This is a genomic window from Capillibacterium thermochitinicola (genome assembly GCF_013664685.1).
Taxonomy (GTDB): Bacteria; Bacillota; UBA4882; order UBA10575; family UBA10575; genus Capillibacterium; species Capillibacterium thermochitinicola.
Map to the genome: position 1 here is coordinate 39498 of NZ_JAAKDE010000006.1, position 18054 is coordinate 57551.

The following is an 18054-nucleotide window of genomic DNA, read 5'->3' on the forward strand; positions in this document are numbered from 1 at the left end:
ACCTTTACCCGCCGACCACCTTTTCCCGTTCGCCGGTTTGGACATTAATCCGCCAGGTCCCCATCTTCGCTTCGTCCCCGGTCGCTTGCACGCCGGGACTGACCCGGATGAGAAACGCTTTGCTGTCCGGCTCCCACTGCCGGAAGGAGACGTTATATTCGCCAACGGGAAAAGCCTGTTCTAAATTAAAATTGAGGCGGTTTTTCTCGTCAACCTGATAAACCTCGACCCGGTCCGTTCCGGAGGTACTCCGGATCTCCACCGCCAAATACCGGGCATCCGGGGAAAAAGCCTGCAAAATTGTGTGCTGCCCGTAATAAACGTCCAGCGGTTCCAGGGTGACCTGTTCCGGGTCGGGCGTGGTGCCATCCCACTTCAAGACGGCCAATGCCCCGTGGGTTCCGGTCGTGCCAAAAGCAACGCGGCGGTTTTCCGGGTTTAAGACCACCGCGGCGTAACCGGCCCGCCCGGCCTCCAGTTCCGTCGTGCCGCCCAGCGGCGTTATACGGGCGGGGAAATCCTGGAGGTTGAAAAGGTTGACTTCTTTGGTCTCGTCCTTTCCCCGTTGCACCCAGATGAGGTCGGTGCCAACCCCCCGCACTTCGACGGCTTTTAGCGGCCGCGCCGAAGAGATCCGGTACTCGTCGTTACTAAAACTGACGATCAGATCCTCGGTAATGTTCGCTCCGTATGGCCGGCTGCGGTCGAGCAGCTGCAGGCTGGTGGTAAAGGCGTAGCGTCCCTCGCTTAGATCCGACTCCTCCAGAATTTTGTACCCGACAAATTCCTGGTTTGCTTCCGCGCGCAGGGTTAAATCGGCACTCTGAAAGTCATTCCATGCTTCGTCGGTCAAATACGCACGGAGCTTGTCATCATTCTCATCGGCCAGCCGGGCGTTCATAAAGGAGTGCAAAAGCTCCCGGGCTTCCTCGCGGTTTCCTTGGGGGACCGTCGGTTGTCTTTCGGGGATGTTCAAATAATCCCAGATATTACAACCCTGCAGTGAGAAGACCAGAAAAAGGGAGAGCAACTTATACCGGACGGTCATCCGTACGCCACCTCACTACGATTTTTCTCCTTCTCATTCTCCCCTTTTTTTACGGCCTTTAAACCATCAGCTCCGGTGCTCCCGGTCCGCCCTCTCCGCGCCGGAATTTTGATCAATAATTTTTAATTAATTCATCAGGAAAATGAAGGGTTTTCTTGATTGTTCTTGAAAAAAACCTTGAAGATAAACTACCGTTTTCACGAAACGAACCTTAAGGGAAGGTGGGTAATTTGATCCGTAAACTGGTTGGTCGTTGCCCCAAGTCGATGCTCCTTTTCGTCGGACTGATAATTATCCTCGGCACCACGCTCGCTTCCCCCGGCGTCCACGCCGCAGAAGATGCCCTTTTTACGGCCGGCATCCTTGTGACTTTGCCCCCGGACCAAGAGGTCGAACCCCAAGAGGTGGCTACGTATATTTTTCGGCTCGAGAACCGGACAACGGAAACCATCTTCCTCAAAGCAAGGGCGTTTTCCACCCAAGGCTGGCCCCTCCTCGGCCCCACGGAAGAACTGGTCTTAGCACCGGGCGGAGAAGAGTATGTGGTTTGCTCGCTCCTTGTCCCGTCGTCAGTGGCGGCAGGAACCGAGGACCGTTTACACCTGTTTTTAAGCGAGCAGAAGACCGAAAGAGAATACATCGTGCATACGAAAGTCAAAGCCGTTCGCCATCTGAAGTGGGACCCGGCCCCGCTGTACCGGGCCGAAGCGGGTACGGAAATCTTCATTCCGGTCCGCCTCCTCAACCTCGGAACAACGACCGAACAGTTTGCACTGGAAATTGACTCGGAAAACGGTTGGCCTGTCTATTGGCTTAACCAGACGTCCAATCCGCTTGATCCAGGCCAAGCCAGGGAGATCCTCCTTAGTTGTCTGGTTCCCCCCGCGACGCCCGGGGGAACGTTGGAAGAGATCACCCTCCGGCTGCAAGGCAGCGGTCCCGAACTGCCGCCCCTAAAGGTAAAGGTCTTAATCACCGGGGCGCAAAACGCCTTGCGCGACCAGGAGTTGGCCATTCCTGTAAGTTCCGCCGTGAACTTCAGTTATTTGCCACCCACCCCCGAGGCCGGCATGCCGTGGAATTTAATCTGGCGCACCAGCGGGGAACTGTCCGCCGATACCCGCGTCGACCTGTTTTTCAGCGGCACCCACGAAGCCGCCCTCCCCTCCACCACTTACCTGGGGGTTACCGGCGACCAGTGGACTTTACGCCTGGGCGCCCTGGGGCATAACTGGGACGGGCTGATTCCGCCGCCCACCTATTCCTCCCTCCTTTACTACCAAAACCGGAGCGCGCTCCCCTGGAGCCTCTGGGTCGGCCCAACGACCACAGAGGCGGCTCCTTTGTGGTGGGGAACCAAATTCGAGCTGCCCCGGGCGAACTTACGTTTAAACTACATGCAAAACCTGGAGGAGGAACGCCACTTCCAACATGCCCTCTCCGCCGCCTACCAGCTTTATGCCTCACCGCTTTACGGCTGGAATATAACCACCCACGGTGCCGTCGGCCTGGGCGGGGCCAGTCCGCTCACCCATGGCGGCCTGATCCTGAACCGCCGGACGGAAGACTGGGATTTGACCGGGGAATACAATAAAGGCACCGACTTTTATACCCTGACTGCCTTTGACGAGCTTGCCCTCTCCACTTACACCTACGCCATTGAGGGTCTCCGGCTCGCCACCGGCTACACCTGGCGCGCGGAGAACCCCCCGGCGGCGCCCCTGCTCCACAGCAATAAAGTTTGGACCGACTTCTCCTTCGGCGATTACCGGCTCGGGCTTGCGCATACCTACCGCTCCGACGGACGGATCAATGAAATCAAGGCCGGTACCACCAAGCGCCAAGCCCGGAACATCTTCAGTTTTTCGGCCAACTACATCCATGAGGACTTGAGTGTTTTACGCCAGTCGTTATTGCTTAGCGGCCGGTACCGTTTCCGGGTAACATCCGAAAACTACCTGGAAGCACTCTTGAGCGAGACCTTCACCTTTGAAGAAGCCACTATGAACAAGCGGCCGGAACTGGGATTAAGATGGCGCTATGTCCCGGTCCGCCAGCCCTGGAGCTGTTTCGGCCTCATCCAGTGGGATCTCTCGTCACCCCTATATAAAATAACCGCCCTCCAAACGGGCCTCAGCAGGCAAATGGCTTCCGGTACTTCCTGGCAGATCTATGCCCAACTGTTTTACGACGAACAGGACCCGGTTTACAGCATGAATTTCCGCTTGCAACATCAAGACCTCTTCCGCATCCCGCCGCCATGGTCCGGTCTCCACGGGAAAGCCTTTGTCGATCTCGACCGGAACGGCCTGCACAGCCCCGACGAACCGGTCCTGGCCGGATTGCCCGTCGTCTTCAACGGGAAGAAGGAAACGGTCACCGATGCCGACGGCAACTGGGAGATCGCTTTTACCGGTACCGGGCTACAATTTATCGAGTTTCCGGCCCAATTCGACGGGTATTACACCTTGCAGGCCAGAAAAGAGGTCATCACCGAAGCGCAAAAATCCGTGGCGGTTTTGGTGCCCTATCTGCCGCCAACCGAGGTCCACGGCCGGCTCTCCATCGACCGCCCCGCCGACGATCTGTTTGCTGCCGAAGCGACAGACTTGTCCCAGGTGGTGGTGGCCGTCTTCGACCATAACAACAACTTGGTCATAGAAAAAAGCGCCGATCAGGATGGCGCCTTTTTCCTCACTCTCCTTCCAGGTGAGTACCGCTTGGAGGTGGTATTTAAAACCCCCGCTTTAGCAGAGGCTTATGAACAACCGCAACCAATCACTTTTGAAGTTACCGCTGCTTCGCCGCTTCTTCTCTCGATTCCGCTCCGTCCGGTGCCAAAAGAGATTGAGTTCTTCCATGACGAAGGCTTACCGCTGGAGTTTTATGAAACCTATACCGAAGACAACTGGTAATTGACCTGCACTTTATACTGGCCGGGTCTGACGTCTTCGAAACCCCGCAGCACAAGGCGGAAATAAACCTTCAGCTCCAGCCAGCCGTTGGTGTAGCCGCCGGTGGTGAGGACCTGCCCGGTCGTCCGCAGCGGTAGCCAGTTGACGCCATCCAGCGACCACTCAATGGCCCCTTCCTTCAGACCCTGTTCGGTCACCCCACTAATGAGCAGCCGCCATTCCTTCCCGCCGTTGGAGTAAACCCGTACCGGTATGTACTGGTCCGTGGTAATCGGCGTATAGTAGACGGGATAACCGGCCGCGGGGAAAGGCTCTTCCGGTTTCGAACGGGCCAGATCAAAAGCGATCTCCCCGGAACCCATCTCCATCTTCAGAATCTCCGGAATCTCGACCCTGACCTTATGGTGCGCCGGTTGATCGGCCGCGTAAACTTGGGAGACCATTAGTAGCAGTAAAAATAAAATCCCGGCAAACTGCGGATACAGTAAGGAACGTTTCACCACGTCCTCATCCTCCCTCTCCACAGACGCAGGGACGCCAAGAAAACAAAAAGGGATTTTTTTCGGCGGCCCGGCGATCATAGTGGTTACCACTTTAGACCCGTGGCTTTGCGCCCCCGTCTTTCGACGGGTTTGCCTTTATCGTAAAATCCGCTTATGTATTCAACTTTACTTTAATTATACAATATTTTGCTACAAATGGCAATCCTTTATAGGTTAACTAAGGTCAAGGTTAACGTACTACTGTAGTGACCAGGACTTTCGTCCCCTTTGAGCACCAGACGGAAGGATAAACTATCGCTGATCACCCGTAAAAAACCGGAAATCCGCATCAATTCCTGGTTGCTTCCCGCGGCCGGCATCCGCCGGTAAGTACCGTTCCGCAATTTCCACTCCATCTGCGCCAACGGTATCCGCTCCGCCCCGGCGACAAAATCCTCCCCGGAAAGCAGTAATTGCCATTCGTTAAGGAGCACCAAAACCGTAAAGGAGATGGCGTTTTCCGCCTCAAAATACTCGAGGGTCGGGTCAAAGGGATCGGTCTTCAACTCCCCCAGGTTGGCTACAGTATTACCGAGGGCAAGAATCGCTCCATTCTCCCAATCGATCCCCTGGACTTGCACGGGCACCAATGCCACCGTCAGGAGCAACCCCAGTAGCAGCAGGCAAACCCTGCCTTTACCCATTACGCTCACCTCCTATGGTACGAATAAGGTGTAGGTTATGGGGGCGGAGTAGGTTCCTCCCCATTCGTCACCCCTTAATTCCAGACGGTAGGAGATTTTCTTACTATGCTTTACCCCAGCGCGCGGCTGGTGATCCCTTTTCCGGGCCAACACCAGATAACTGCCACTGGCGGGCATATCCCGGTAGATCCCGTCCTCCGTCCGCCACTGCAGCCGGGTGATGGGGATGGTCCGGGTCCCGTCCCGGAAATCTTCCGCCGAAATCCGTACCTCCCAATCGGTCTGGATATTACAACGGTAATCAACCTGGACCGCATTGATCCGTTCGTAATAAAGGCGTCCATTCTCACGGCGTGGTTCTCCCAAATCCACCACCGGCACCGACAAGGCGATCTCGGTCCGTTCGGGAATGACAAATTCAAGAACGCAATCGGCCGTTCTGAGCGGTTCGGCCAACAAGAAAAAAGCGGGAAGAAGAAGGATACCGACCAGTCGCCACCGTCCCATACGCATACTTTCCCTCCTTTTTCTTTTTTCGGCCCCTGCCGCGGCCGGCAGGCTGACTACCCCGGCATGCCTTGTCATAAACCTCTTCATTGCACCGTAAAGACCTTTTGGTAGCCGGCCAACTTGGAACCGCCATAATCCACAACGGCAATCGCCACGTAGCTACCCGGCTTGAGCCGCAGCTCCTCTTGGATACGGATCTGGCGGCTACTCTGGGGCAGGACTTTACTGGGCGGGATCGTCACCAGCCCGACCCGTTTGTTTTGGAGATCCTTGATTTCAATCCGTCCCGTGGGTTCCAGAACGGAATCACCTTCATTAACAAAGAGAACCGTCGCGGCGATTCCCGGCCGGCCGTTTATATGCCTGCTTTCAATAGTAAAGTCATCAATCCGCCCTTTGACGGTAACCGGCCCGGGAACGGTAATGGTGATGCTGCCGCCCACCCGGCCACTCATGCGCATTCCGCTTGTTTGCACCACCGAATACGGGAGAAACTCCACAAAAAACATGCTCCAATAATCGCCGGGCGCCGTCCCGGCCGGCACTTGTCCGCTGATCGTCACCATTTTTTTACCGCCCGCGGGCAACACAAATTCACTGGGTTCAATCCGCAGCCACGCGGTGGCGGACCTTTCCACCCGGTTAGGCTCGGCGTAAAACTGGACGGTCCCCTCCTGGTCAAAATCCCAATCCATAAAGTAGGTCTTCACCCTGATCTCTTTATCGGAAGCCCCGTAGACCTCGATCTGGCCTTCAAAATAGCCACCGCTCTCCGCCGTAAACGCCAAGCGTGGCGGTGTCACAGTGATACTGTTCGCTACCCCCGTCAAGGATAAAAAGCCCACCATCAAGGTGAGCATAAGAAGACTTCGCCATTTCAGGAAGTTCGGTTTCATCGTTTTGATGTTTACACCTACTTCGCAATCGGTTATAACGTAACCAGTGTATATGTAACCGTGGTGCTGTATTCGCCCGCATAGGCGTTTTCCGGAAAGTCCATGGCATAATAAATCTCGGTGGTGGTGTTAACCGGTTCCAACCCAGTCGCGACGACGATATCCGTTTCGGACATTTGGGTGTCGGTTTTGTCCGGCGCCGTGCCGAAATAGAGGTAGTTAACGGGAATCGTGATACTGGGATCGATGGCGTTTTGGAAGGCGGTCGCCGAAACCTTTAACGCCCAACCATCCATGTGGTTACAACGGTATGTTACCTTTAAGGGTGTGGCGGACACGATCCGGTTCTGAAGCACATTCCCTACTAAAAAGTTGCCCAGGTCAATGCTGTCCTCCGACAACTCGAGCTCCGCAATCTCAGGGATGGTCACAATAATATCGTGGGTTTTCTCGACCGCAAAGCTTGTCCCCAGTACTATTACTAACAAAACGATTGGCAAGATTAATTTCATTTCTTTCCGCATGCAAAACCCTCCTCGTATTATCACAAAAGATTAATAAAATTAGAAAAACAAAAAACCGGCCTACAGGGAAATACACCCTTAGCGCCGGTTTCACTACTCACTCATCCCAGGCCAAGTGACCATTTAAAGCCTGAGAGTCATCGTTTCGCTAATGTCATAAACGATTTTATTTATTTTTTTACTGTTTTTTATTATAGCTGATCAAGCAGGCGAAGTCAAACAATTTTTTCCTGCTTTTTTCAGCAAAATTCCTAAAAAAATGGCTCCCCGAGTTGGATTCGAACCAACAACCGCCCGGTTAACAGCCGGGTGCTCTACCGTTGAGCTATCGAGGAATGCCTTGCATTTCTCATATTAGCATGGTTGTGGCCATTTGTCAAGAACATTTTGTGTTTAGTTTTTTGTCAACTTTATCAGGCGTCAAGATGTACCGGCCTCAAGATGCAGAGGCATAAAAAATTTGCTACATAACAAATAAAGGAAAAGAAGGATAAATAACGAAATAAAGTTCACGGAGCTTGATTCGAATTTCCGGCCCAGTAAAAAAACCTTTAAGGAGAGATTCGATTGAACAAACCTCATTGGGTTAGTCCCGAAAACACGACGGGAAAAAAGGGATTGGCGATCAAATTTGCCCTCGCCGTTATGATCGGTCTTCTGCTGGTCACCTCCTTGACCGGTTGTGTCCCCAAAGCCCCCCACGAACATTTCATCGCGGCCTTAAAATTGGTAAACGACCTGGACTACCAGGAATTTGTGACCAAAGCGGCAGTGCGTATCCAGTCGGACAATCCGGAATACCAAAAGTTTTATGAGATCTTCAACCAAGTTACCTTTGAAATCACCACAAAGTTGGACAAAGTAGACCGCCGTTTCCTCTTTGATCTTAACCTCCTCTACAAAGGAGGAAACTGCGGAAATCTGACTTTTTACTGCGATCTGGAGAAAATAACCGCCCAATCGGTCTTCTTGGGGCCAAAAACTTTTTATATTAATTGGAACGATCTACAGCAACTAATCCATAAGTACTTTGGCTTCCAGGTCCAAATTACCGATTATTTCCCCTTACTGCTTGAGACCGACGAGAAAACCTGGGAACAGGTGGAACTGGCGGTTTATGATTTCTACACCGAATATTACCGGGACAAAATCACCGCCGGTGACAAGCAGGTAAAACTATCCGTCATGGAGAACGGCCAGGAAAAAATCGTTCCTTGTAAAGAACTGATTCTGCAGATGGATCAGGACGATTTTGCGTTTGAAGAAATGAATCGCATGTTACAAGGTATTTTGGGCAATCCTGCGGTCCGGACTTTGGTCAAAGACAAAATCACCCAGTTCATCACCATTGCCAAGAACAACGGCGACTTGGCTACCTGGCCAATTACCGAAGAACAAATCATCGCCTTCCGGGACAATCTTGATCTGAAAATCGATCATTTGCTCGCCCGGATGACGGCGGCAATCGTCCAAATCGAAACGGCCACTCCTCCAACCTCCTTTACCAAAATGGACGGTAAAATTTATCTCGACCGGAAGGGTTTATGGCGGAGCATGGTCGCCGAGCAAACTATGGACATTACCGACCCGAACACAGGCGAAGTCTCCCGGTCGACGATCATGGTCGAACAAAGCCTGATTAATCCAGGGCAAAAACCGGCCTTCCCTGAGCTTCTCCCTGCAACAACGGTCAACGTCGGCCAAATCTCCGCCGACGAGTGGGCCACGATCGCGGAAGATGTTTCCATCAATTTCTTCACCCAGGTTATGCTCAACCCGCTCATCCGAGACATTGTGCAGCTCAGTACAGAATCAGAATAATATCCTCTAATTCTAACGGCGGCAAAGACGAAAATCGCACCTGCCGCCGCCGGTAAATGGAAAATCATACTTACCCGTCGGGATAAAGAGAACCTTGGTGTCGACCAAGGTTCTCTTTATTCCAATCCTTATTTTCTAAATCCTCTGTTGATTGGTAGGTTTAAGCCGACCCGGCGATCACAAATTACCCTGGAGGCCAATCTCCGCCGCCACCTTCCGCATGCCGGCTATGGTCTCTTTAATCACCTCATCCAACGCCATTCCCAGCCGCGCGGCTCCCTTTTCGATGACTTCGCGGTTAACCCCCGCCGCAAAGGCCTTGTCTTTCCACTTTTTCTTGACCGACTTTACTTCCAAATCCAAAACACTCTTACTCGGCCGGACCAAAGCCGCAGCGGTAATCAGACCGGTTAGTTCGTCAATGGTGTAAAGCACGTTCTCCATCCGTTCCACCGGTTCCACATCGGAGCAGATCCCCCACCCATGGCTCTGCACGGCGCGGATGTATTCCTCCGGCCAGCCTTCGCCGGTCAGGATTTCTCTCACTTTGATACAGTGCTGGTCGGGATAACGTTCGTAATCCAGGTCGTGGATTAAGCCGATAATCCCCCATTTCTCCTCGTCTTCTCCAAAAAGAGCGGCAAAATGGCGCATCACCGCTTCCACCGCCAGGGCATGCCGGAAAAGACTTTCGTCCTGGTTATACTTTTTATACAACGCTAAGGCCGCTTCCCGGTTAATCGTTTTGGTCATCGCCGATCCTTCCTTTCTCTTCAATCCCTAACTTGGACAAACTTGAATTCCCCTTTATTTTCCGGCATCAACCACAATTTGTCAACCTTCGCCCCTCATTACTAATCGCTTACGTTTAATAAGGTTCTCACTGTCAAGAAAAACTAAAGCACACTAATCCTTTACACCAAAATAAGAGACACTTTTTTCTGCTTGGTAGCGCAAGCAACCAATGGTCGGGTAAACAACTGATAAAATTCAACACCCCTGTAACCATCGGTAAAGGAAAGCCGGGCTTCAACAGAGAACCTAAAATATAAAAGGAGTGATTTACATGCGCATTGGCGTTATCAGCGACACCCACGGTTCGGTCAGCGCCTGGCGGAAAGCCTACGACCAATTTTTACACCAGACCGACCTGATTATCCACTGCGGTGATCTCCTCTACCACGGACCGCGGAACCCGCTCCCCGACGAATATAAGCCAAATGAATTATGTACGCTGTTCAACACGCTGGAGAAGCCCATTGTTTTCGTGCGGGGAAATTGCGACGCCGAAGTTGACCAGATGATCCTCGACCACCCCATCGAAGCGCCCTATGCCCATCTTATCACCCCGCGCTGGCGGATCCTGGTCCACCACGGCCACCGTGACCGGCTCCCCGCCAAAACAAAAAACTTTTATAATCTGATCATCTCCGGCCATACGCACCTCCCGTCGGTCAAACAAGAAAACGGCGTGGTTTACTTAAACCCCGGCAGCCCCGCCCTGCCGAAAAACGAACCGCAGGCGCCGACCATTGCCGTCGTTGACGAAGAGGCGATTGTGATCTGGAATATCGACACCAAGGAAGCTGTGCAAAGGTTGGCTTGTCCCAAGACAAACGCATAAAATTTTACCCATAAAAAGCCAGTGGAGCTGAATACGGATGCGTCCCTTTCTGAAATGGGCCGGCGGCAAAGGCCAATTACTGAAGGCCTTGGCCGCCCGCTTACCGGAACCAATCAAGGAATCCAAAGCGATCCCCCGCTATCTCGAACCTTTCGTCGGCGGCGGGGCGATGTTTTTTTATTTAAAATCCCATTACCGGATCGGCGAGGCCTATTTGTTTGACATCAACCCCGATTTGATCCTCTGCTACAAAGTGTTGCAAGAGCGGCCGCGCGACCTGATCGCGCAATTGGGAGAAATCGCCGTTGCCTTCGGGCAAAAGAGCGCGGACGAACGGAGAGCCTTCTACTACGAAATCCGGGCCCGCTTCAACCGGCAGCGCCAGGCGTTGGACCGGCAAGTTTTCAACCGGGCTTGGATTGAACGGGCTTGCCTGCTCATTTTCTTAAACAAAACCTGTTATAACGGGTTATACCGCCTGAACCAAAAGGGTGAGTTTAACGTGCCGTACGGGCGTTATAAAAACCCCCGCTTCTACGAGCCGGAGAATTTGATGGCGATCCACTATGCTTTACAGGACACCCACCTGATCTGCGGGGACTTTGAAAAGGCCGGTGAGTTTGTGACCAAAGGCAGTTTTGTCTACCTTGACCCGCCCTACCGCCCGTTAACCGCCACCGCGAGCTTCACCGCCTATTCCCGCCACGGCTTTTCCGACCGGGACCAGCAAAGACTAGCCGCCTTTTATAAAGAAATGGACCGGAAAGGAGCATTCCTGATGCTCAGCAACTCCGATCCAAAGAACGAAGACGCCACCGACCATTTCTTTGAAACTCTCTACCAGGGTTATCAGATCGAGCGGGTCCCCGCCAACCGTTCCATCAACCGCGACGCCCGGAAACGGGGTGCCATTAACGAGTTGATCATCCGGAATTATTAGGCCGCATCATTGTTTTAACCGCTGCCCAAAGAAACTGGACAATCCCGCCCCTGTTGCGGATCAAAATAAACGATCCGGAACTCATGGGTTTTCAGATTAGCCGTTAATGTCGTTTTATACTCGTCCTTTTGCCAGGTAAGCGCCAACGCTTCTTCACCGATCGGCTCGCAACGAAAATCGCCTTGAAAGGCGGGATAGGTATTGCGAAACCGCATTAAGGCGAAGAGCTTTTGGACCACCGGGCGGGCTAAATTCGCTTCAACCTCCTCCTTGGTATAGTTATGCCGGTTAATGTCTCTCCCCACTTTGGTCTTTTCCAGCAGTTCAATATCATTTTCCCCGGCGAGTAAACCGACATAATAGACTTGCGGAATCCCGGGCGTGAAAAACTGAATGGCCCGCGCAAGTAAATAAGCCTGATCATTGTTGCCCAAAGCCGAATAATAAGTACAATTAATCTGGTAAATATCCAGGTTATTATAGACGGTAGAACTATAGATCCTTTTGACGTTGGCTCCGTTGGCGTAAAGATAATTTTGGGTCTGTTCGATCTCTTCTTCGCTCAACAGATCCCTGACATCCACCACCCCGATCCCATCGTGAGTATCCAGCGTCGTAAACTGTTGGCGCGGGCAGATTTTTAACCAATTGATCAGTCTTTTGTTGGTTCCGAAGTAGAGCGCATGCAGTAACAACATGGGCAGGGCAAAATCATAGACCCAGTATCCTTTCTCCGCTAATTTCAATTGAATCGAGTAATGCTCATGGATTTCCGGTAAAAGCGCAACTCCGTGAGGTTTGAGCAGAGCCTCGACTTCCGTTAATAAAGCCCAAACTTCCGGTTCCACAAAAAAACAGTTGGTCCCCACTTTTTTCGTTGTATAAGCAAAAGCATCAAGCCGAATCACGGCGGCACCCTTCTCCACCAGAAAACGCAGGGAATCACGGATAAATTTCTTGCCGACCGCGGTATTGACATTTATATCAATTTGCTCATCCGTAAAGGTACACCAGATTTTCTCTTCCGTCCCATCGTGAAACCGCACCGTCGTATATGGTGCTCTGGGCTTCCTTTTATAAATCAAGTCAACCTCTTCTGGACTGGGTTCACCCCCGGGCCAAAAATCCTTGTACCTGATGAATAATTCGGCGTATTCCGACTGATCTTTCTTCCTTTTGAAATCCTGGAAAAAAACTGATTGGCGGGAAAGATGATTGATCATAAAATCAAAAATCAGGTAAAAATGGGCACCTAACGCTTGAATATCATCCCAGGTCCCAAACTTCGGATCTACTTCCTCATAGGTAAGAGGGGCAAAGCCGCGGTCCGCGGAGGATGGAAAAAAAGGCAGCAGATGAACACCCCCCACAACACCCTGGCAGTATTTGATTAAGATCTCCCTTAACTCTTTGAGGTTTCTCCCCATGCTATCAGGATAAGTAATAAGTACGATCTCGTTTTTGAACGTCAAAACAATCTACTCCTATCTGGATGTCTTAATTGTGATCAGCAGGCGACAACCCATCATGTTGTTTCTCTTTCATGTAAAATTACCGGAAGAATATTATCGACTGAAATCTGTTCCTTGTTCATCTGCCGGATCAAGAGATCGATGGCCAAGGCACTCATCTGCTCAATCGGCTGTCGGATCGAGGTAATTTGCGGTAAGACTAAAGAAGCAATATTCGTATCATCATAACCCACAATCCGTACATCATGCGGTATTCGCTTTTTTAGGAGGGAGCAGACTTTAATCGCACTGACCGCCATCAGATCACTATTGGCAAAAATCCCATCCAAATCTGGATGTTCATTAAATAAATCTCTTATTAAAAGTTCATACTGCTTGGTCTCGAAAACATTAATCTCCGTTTGAATCGTGTAATATTCAACCCCGCGTTCCCGCGCCGTGTCCACAAAAGCTTCATTTCGTTTATTCGCCAGCATATTAAGGCTAAGATTACCACAGACATGGGCAATCTTTCGGCATCCCTTATCAATCAACAAATTGGTGGCCAGTTGGCCGCCTTGATAGTTATCCGAAGACACATAGGGAATATTCGCACCAATCCTGCGGTCAAAAGTAACAAGCGGCAATTTTACCTTGGCAAATTCATCAACTTCCATCGTATGACTGGCCATGATAATTCCGGCGACTTGGTGCCTTTTCAGCATCTCAATATATTCCTTCTCTTTTTCCCGGTTCAGTTGAGAATTGCAGAGAAGGACTTTATAGCCTTTGGCGTGGGCATATGCTTCGATGGATGCGGCTAATTCCGCAAAAAACGGGTGGGCGACCGTCGGGATGATTAACCCAAGTAACTGGGATTTCCCGCGAAACAAGGAACGGGCGAGTTCATTCGGTTGATAGTTCAATTCTTCCATTGCTTTATATACTTTTTTGCGCGTGGCTTCACTAATATAGCCCCGGTTGTTGAGGACCCGTGAAACAGTAGTAACAGTAACTCCTGCTTTCTCCGCTACATCTTTAATTGTCGGCATCTTTTCACTCCCTTTGGGGTAAAACCCACAACTCATTGGTTAGCAATAATGATTCAACCGTTATTTTCCCAAACTTTATAAATTATATCACATTGCCGTGTCCCATCCGCAACCGTTCACCGCCCGCCCGGCCCCATCGGCTTTTCCCTTGACCGATTATTTGATTGCCCCCTGCAGTATGCCGCTGATCACGTGTTTTTGCATCAGAATAAAAAAGGCAATCACCGGAATGATCGTCAACAATAAACCCGCCATTAACAAACCGTAATCCGATGTATAGGTCCCGTGAAAATAGAAGGTTGACAACGGCAAGGTCCGGTTGGTCCTTGAGATAAGGACTAAAGAGGGAAGGAGAAAATCGTTCCAAATCCAAAGGACATTCAGCACAACCAACGTGATCGTGGTGGGCCTTAAAAGCGGAAACACGATTTTAAAAAAGGTCTGAACAGGCGTACAACCATCAACCAGGGCAGCCTCTTCCAACTCCACCGCGATGCTTTTCATAAAGCCATGGTAAACAAAGACCGAAAGGGAGGAACCAAAACCCAGATACATGTAGATTAAGATCCATTTATTATCAAGCAATTTCAAAGTTGAACCATAAATCCGGACCAAAGGGATCATAATGGCCTGAAAAGGAATCAGCATCGAGGCGACCATCAGAAAGAACAGGAACTTGCTGAGCTTCCCTTTATACCGCAGGAAATAATAAGCCGTCATGGAAGAGAAGAAAGCAATGAGCACCACACTTAAGGCGGTGATAACTAAGGAATTCCAAAAGCCTTGCCAATAATTCATTTTTATAAAGGCCTGGTGAAAGTTGATCAGTTTCACCGCACTACCGATGCCCAGCGGGTTGGAGATGATCGCTCTTCGGTCTTTAAAGGCGTTGATCACCACCAAATAAAAGGGGAATAAATAGATGACCAAAAGGAGATATAACAAAAGATGTCTAAGGAAAGGCAGAATGTTTCTCCTTTTTCTCTCTTTAACTGCAAATTGCCTCATCAAGTCCTTCACATCTCCACCTCCCACTTTTTACTGAAATAAACCTGGGCCAGGGTAATCGCCGCAACAATCAGAAAGAGGAAAAATGCTTGCGCCTGTCCAATTCCATATTCCTGCGCCAAAAAAGCTTTCTTGTAGACGTGCATCGAAATCAACTCGGTACTTCGAAACGGCCCCCCGTCAGTCAGGGCCAGGTTCACATCATAAACCATAAAACCTCTTTGCAGCGTCAAAAAAAGCGTAACCACAAAGGAAGGCACCATCAACGGAAGAATGATCCTCCTTATTCTCTGCCCGGCCCCGGCCCCGTCGATGATGGCGGCCTCAATTAATTCTTTGGGAATATTCACCAAGCCAGCAATATGAATGATCATCATATATCCCGAATACTGCCAAACACTCACGATCACTAAAGCCCATAATGCTTTCTGCGGATTGGCAAGCCATGAATAAGAAAGGAAGGACAGATTGAGACTTTTACCAATAAAAACTAAAACACGGGAGAACACAAAATGCAAAAACCGAATACCAACGGGATTAGTCGCGCTTTTTTCATCCTTTTTACCTCCTTTGGATTTAGGGACGGCCGTTACCCTAGATCATTTTGCTAATGATCCGTTAATATTATAGTACCTTCCTGTAACATATGTCAACCGTTTGACATATGGGTTTAGGTGCTCTTTTTCACCATCCAGCCAGATAAAACACTATTTGTTATAAAAATTAGGACCGGAAAAGAACATCCCTGATGTTCTGTAACTCCGATCCTGCACTGTACGTCTTTGCGCTTCCCGCCTTTGGAAACCGCTTTGGGCTCAACTCAAATCCGCACTGGCCGACGCTGGATAATACCGGCAAAGCCATTCCAGGTCACGCCGTTCGTCATTGGATTCGTACCAGCCACGGCCAAAGAGCCGGTGGACCCGTTGGAAGTATTCCTCGTACATCCGCCCCACCCGCTCCAGGGAGAAGTTATCCACCGCCCATTTCCGGCAGTCGTGCGGCCGGATCCGGTGGATATTCTTGACCGCCCAGCAAAACTCCTCGAAAACCCGGCAGCGGTACCCGGTAACCCCATGGAGGACCGTTTCCGGAAACGCCCCCCAGTCACTGGTGATCACCGGTGTCCCGCAAAGTTGCGCCTCCACATTAACCCCGCCGAACGGCTCCAGATAAAAGGTGGGCATAAGGACAGCTTTGGCCTTGCCAAGTAACCGGGCACGTTCTTCCGGGCCGACCGCCGGAAGATATTTGATGTGTTTTTCTCCGCCCAGCGCCAGCTCTTCCAGGGGATTATCCAGGGCGCCCTGCCCCACCACATACAGTTGGTGGCCGGTCGCCTTGGCCACGTCGGAGGCAACTTGTACCCCTTTGCGCCAGATGATGCGGCCAAAATAGAGCAGATAATCCTCCTTTTGTTCTTCAAAGGGAAAGTCGGCCACGTCATAACAATTGGGGATCACCGCATCATACCAAACACCGTCATCCTGTTTTAAAAGGCCGTAAACATAATGCATCCAGGCGTAAGACTCGAAAACCCGGAAGGCGGAAAAAACACCGGTATAGCCAATTCCCGGCTCCACCGTCAACAGGTTCACCGCCTGGGCGATGGGTTGCTGGTAATTCCCCATCGGGCAAAGCAAGATATCCTGCTCCGCTTTGCGGGCATTGATCTCCTTAATGGCATTGGCATTAAAGGTCAGATGGGCCAAATCCTGCGGGTGGTGTTTGTAGAACTCTTTCCTTTGGTCGTATTTGCCGTATGTTTGCTCCAGAATCTCCTGGGTGGAAACCTGGATAAACTCGTCACATTCCAGCTCGGAGCCTTCTACCCCGTAAAAAAAGACCTGATGCCCATAGCTTTTCAAGATCCGGGCAAGCTTGATCACTTTTTGGGTATAAGCACAGGCCGAATTCTTTTTATGCGTCGGCAGGTGGGCAAGGCCCAAAAGATGAAACCGGAGTTTTTTCATTTTTCCTACTCCTTTCAATCCCAGCGATCAGAGGACAGCTTGTTCTCCAATTGAACTGGATTTGTCTGCATCAACAAAAGGCATAACAACCAGTGTCTTTTGATCTCACGTCTTTCTAAAAAGAAGTCTTTCGTCCAAAAGTAAAGTTAAAGGGGAAGAATTGTGCCTGCGTACAGGCACAATTCTTCCTGTTTTCGCGTTTTGGCGCCTTCGCCGGTCCAGGTGGTCCAGGACCGGTCGTTTTCGCCAAAACGGCCCTAGCTTAATCTACGGATCACAAGCGCGGCATTGACTTGATCCTGGGTTCCTCCGATTTGGGTTTGTAAGGCAACCGAATCGAACGACGTATGGTTCCGGATATTAAGAATGACCGGTGCCTCAATCTCGACAATAACCGTTCCGGTATTTTGGATGTTCGCGGCCCCTACACTATAAATGCCGCCGGGTACTAAGTTGCCGTCCAGGAAGACCGCAAATTGGTTCACCCGGTCCCCCTGCACCATAAAGGTGATCTCGTAGACGCCGCTTTCTTCGATGACGATATCCCCGGACCCCGGCGGGTGGACAATCCCCCCGACAATCAGGCCGTTGTCGCTGAAAGGAACGATCCCGTCCACGGGTATATCGGGGACCTCGCCGACGTTATAGATATAGGCAAAGGTGGTCGGCGCGCCAGGACCAGTTGGTCCGGTTGGGCCGGTCGGCCCCGTTGGGCCTGTCGGGCCAGTCGGGCCGGTGGCACCGGTCGGGCCAACAATCCGCAGCGGAAGCCGGAGCAAGATTTGTTGGATTTTATTGATCAAAGCCAAGATCGGGATAATAACATTGCACAAATCAGGACGTTTCAACAAAAAGGCCACCAATTTATCGAAGATCACACCGAGAACATTGAGGACACAAAGGAAATCTTTCTTCTCCAGACATTTGAAGGCCAAGGCAACGTCCGCCAAGAGGACTTCTTTAAAATCGTGCGGCAAATCGGCCTTGAGGATCCGCTTCTTCAGTTCTTCCAATAACTCGAATAACTCGGTAAGTTCAAAGCGGTGTTGTTCCTCCACACTCAAAGGCCTCCACCTCCTTTTCAATGATACCCATCATACGAACCC

General features: G+C 51.0%; 16 protein-coding genes, 1 tRNA gene, 1 pseudogene and 2 riboswitches. Of the genes and pseudogenes, 4 read left to right on the top strand and 14 right to left on the bottom strand.

Annotated elements, in window-relative coordinates:
* Nucleotides 1-4: 4 nt before the first annotated feature.
* The gene (locus G5B42_RS03710; RefSeq protein ID WP_181339104.1) at nt 5-1048 is read right to left on the bottom strand and encodes a hypothetical protein; all 1044 of its coding nucleotides are present in this window, start codon (nt 1046-1048) and stop codon (nt 5-7) included.
* Nucleotides 1049-1278: 230 nt separating this feature from the next.
* Here G5B42_RS03710 and G5B42_RS03715 point away from each other — a divergent pair, with 230 nt between their 5' ends.
* Entirely contained in the window at nt 1279-3963 is a 2685-nt protein-coding gene (locus G5B42_RS03715) for a hypothetical protein (RefSeq protein WP_181339105.1), read from the top strand.
* On the opposite strand, the gene G5B42_RS03720 is transcribed toward G5B42_RS03715, so the two are convergent.
* The 6 genes from G5B42_RS03720 to G5B42_RS03745 all read right to left on the bottom strand — a co-directional run bounded on the left by G5B42_RS03720 (nt 3942) and on the right by G5B42_RS03745 (nt 7414).
* Complete coding sequence (locus G5B42_RS03720) at nt 3942-4463, bottom strand: hypothetical protein (RefSeq protein ID WP_181339106.1); 522 nt, start codon at nt 4461-4463, stop codon at nt 3942-3944. The two genes, G5B42_RS03715 and G5B42_RS03720, sit on opposite strands and share 22 nt — an antisense overlap.
* Nucleotides 4464-4524: 61 nt before the next feature.
* Nucleotides 4525-4610: riboswitch (cyclic di-GMP riboswitch) on the bottom strand.
* Between the two features lie 62 nt (nt 4611-4672).
* On the bottom strand, nt 4673-5149 hold the full coding sequence (locus G5B42_RS03725; protein ID WP_181339107.1) for a hypothetical protein: 477 nt from the start codon (nt 5147-5149) through the stop codon (nt 4673-4675).
* A 12-nt stretch (nt 5150-5161) separates the two neighbouring features.
* Nucleotides 5162-5662, bottom strand: coding sequence for a hypothetical protein (locus G5B42_RS03730; protein WP_181339108.1), 501 nt, complete (start codon nt 5660-5662; stop codon nt 5162-5164).
* An 80-nt stretch (nt 5663-5742) separates the two neighbouring features.
* Entirely contained in the window at nt 5743-6555 is an 813-nt protein-coding gene (locus G5B42_RS03735; RefSeq protein WP_181339109.1) for a fimbrial biogenesis chaperone, read from the bottom strand.
* Between the two features lie 32 nt (nt 6556-6587).
* The gene (locus G5B42_RS03740; RefSeq protein ID WP_181339110.1) at nt 6588-7079 is read right to left on the bottom strand and encodes a hypothetical protein; all 492 of its coding nucleotides are present in this window, start codon (nt 7077-7079) and stop codon (nt 6588-6590) included.
* Nucleotides 7080-7152: 73 nt separating this feature from the next.
* Nucleotides 7153-7236: riboswitch (cyclic di-GMP riboswitch) on the bottom strand.
* A 103-nt stretch (nt 7237-7339) separates the two neighbouring features.
* A tRNA-Asn gene (locus tag G5B42_RS03745) sits at nt 7340-7414 on the bottom strand.
* 232 nt (nt 7415-7646) lie between these two features.
* Between G5B42_RS03745 and G5B42_RS03750 the strand changes: the two genes are divergently transcribed.
* The gene (locus G5B42_RS03750; protein WP_181339111.1) at nt 7647-8900 is read left to right on the top strand and encodes a hypothetical protein; all 1254 of its coding nucleotides are present in this window, start codon (nt 7647-7649) and stop codon (nt 8898-8900) included.
* Nucleotides 8901-9077: 177 nt separating this feature from the next.
* Here the strand turns inward: G5B42_RS03750 and G5B42_RS03755 are convergent, their stop codons facing one another.
* Nucleotides 9078-9653 carry an HD domain-containing protein gene (locus tag G5B42_RS03755; protein ID WP_181339112.1) on the bottom strand — a complete coding sequence of 192 codons (576 nt, stop codon included), beginning with the start codon at nt 9651-9653 and terminating at the stop codon, nt 9078-9080.
* 313 nt (nt 9654-9966) lie between these two features.
* On the opposite strand from G5B42_RS03755, the gene yfcE reads away from it, so the two are divergent.
* Nucleotides 9967-10524, top strand: coding sequence for a phosphodiesterase (yfcE, locus tag G5B42_RS03760; RefSeq protein WP_181339113.1), 558 nt, complete (start codon nt 9967-9969; stop codon nt 10522-10524).
* A 37-nt stretch (nt 10525-10561) separates the two neighbouring features.
* The gene (locus G5B42_RS03765; RefSeq protein ID WP_181339114.1) at nt 10562-11464 is read left to right on the top strand and encodes a DNA adenine methylase; all 903 of its coding nucleotides are present in this window, start codon (nt 10562-10564) and stop codon (nt 11462-11464) included.
* Between the two features lie 14 nt (nt 11465-11478).
* Here G5B42_RS03765 and gtfA read toward each other — a convergent pair whose 3' ends face one another.
* The 6 genes and pseudogenes from gtfA to G5B42_RS03795 form a co-directional block, all read right to left on the bottom strand.
* Nucleotides 11479-12936: a sucrose phosphorylase gene (gene gtfA, locus G5B42_RS03770; RefSeq protein WP_181339115.1), complete on the bottom strand. Its 1458-nt coding sequence runs from the start codon at nt 12934-12936 to the stop codon at nt 11479-11481.
* Nucleotides 12937-12989: 53 nt separating this feature from the next.
* On the bottom strand, nt 12990-13967 hold the full coding sequence (locus G5B42_RS03775) for a LacI family DNA-binding transcriptional regulator (protein WP_181339116.1): 978 nt from the start codon (nt 13965-13967) through the stop codon (nt 12990-12992).
* Between the two features lie 156 nt (nt 13968-14123).
* Nucleotides 14124-14975, bottom strand: a complete 852-nt coding sequence (locus G5B42_RS03780; RefSeq protein ID WP_181339131.1) for a carbohydrate ABC transporter permease — start codon at nt 14973-14975, stop codon at nt 14124-14126.
* Nucleotides 14976-14983: 8 nt separating this feature from the next.
* Nucleotides 14984-15487, bottom strand: a pseudogene (locus G5B42_RS03785) (carbohydrate ABC transporter permease); the annotation flags it as partial.
* A gap of 303 nt (nt 15488-15790) precedes the next feature.
* Nucleotides 15791-16948, bottom strand: a complete 1158-nt coding sequence (locus G5B42_RS03790; RefSeq protein WP_181339117.1) for a glycosyltransferase — start codon at nt 16946-16948, stop codon at nt 15791-15793.
* A gap of 257 nt (nt 16949-17205) precedes the next feature.
* Entirely contained in the window at nt 17206-18012 is an 807-nt protein-coding gene (locus G5B42_RS03795; RefSeq protein ID WP_181339118.1) for a hypothetical protein, read from the bottom strand.
* Nucleotides 18013-18054: the final 42 nt, after the last annotated feature.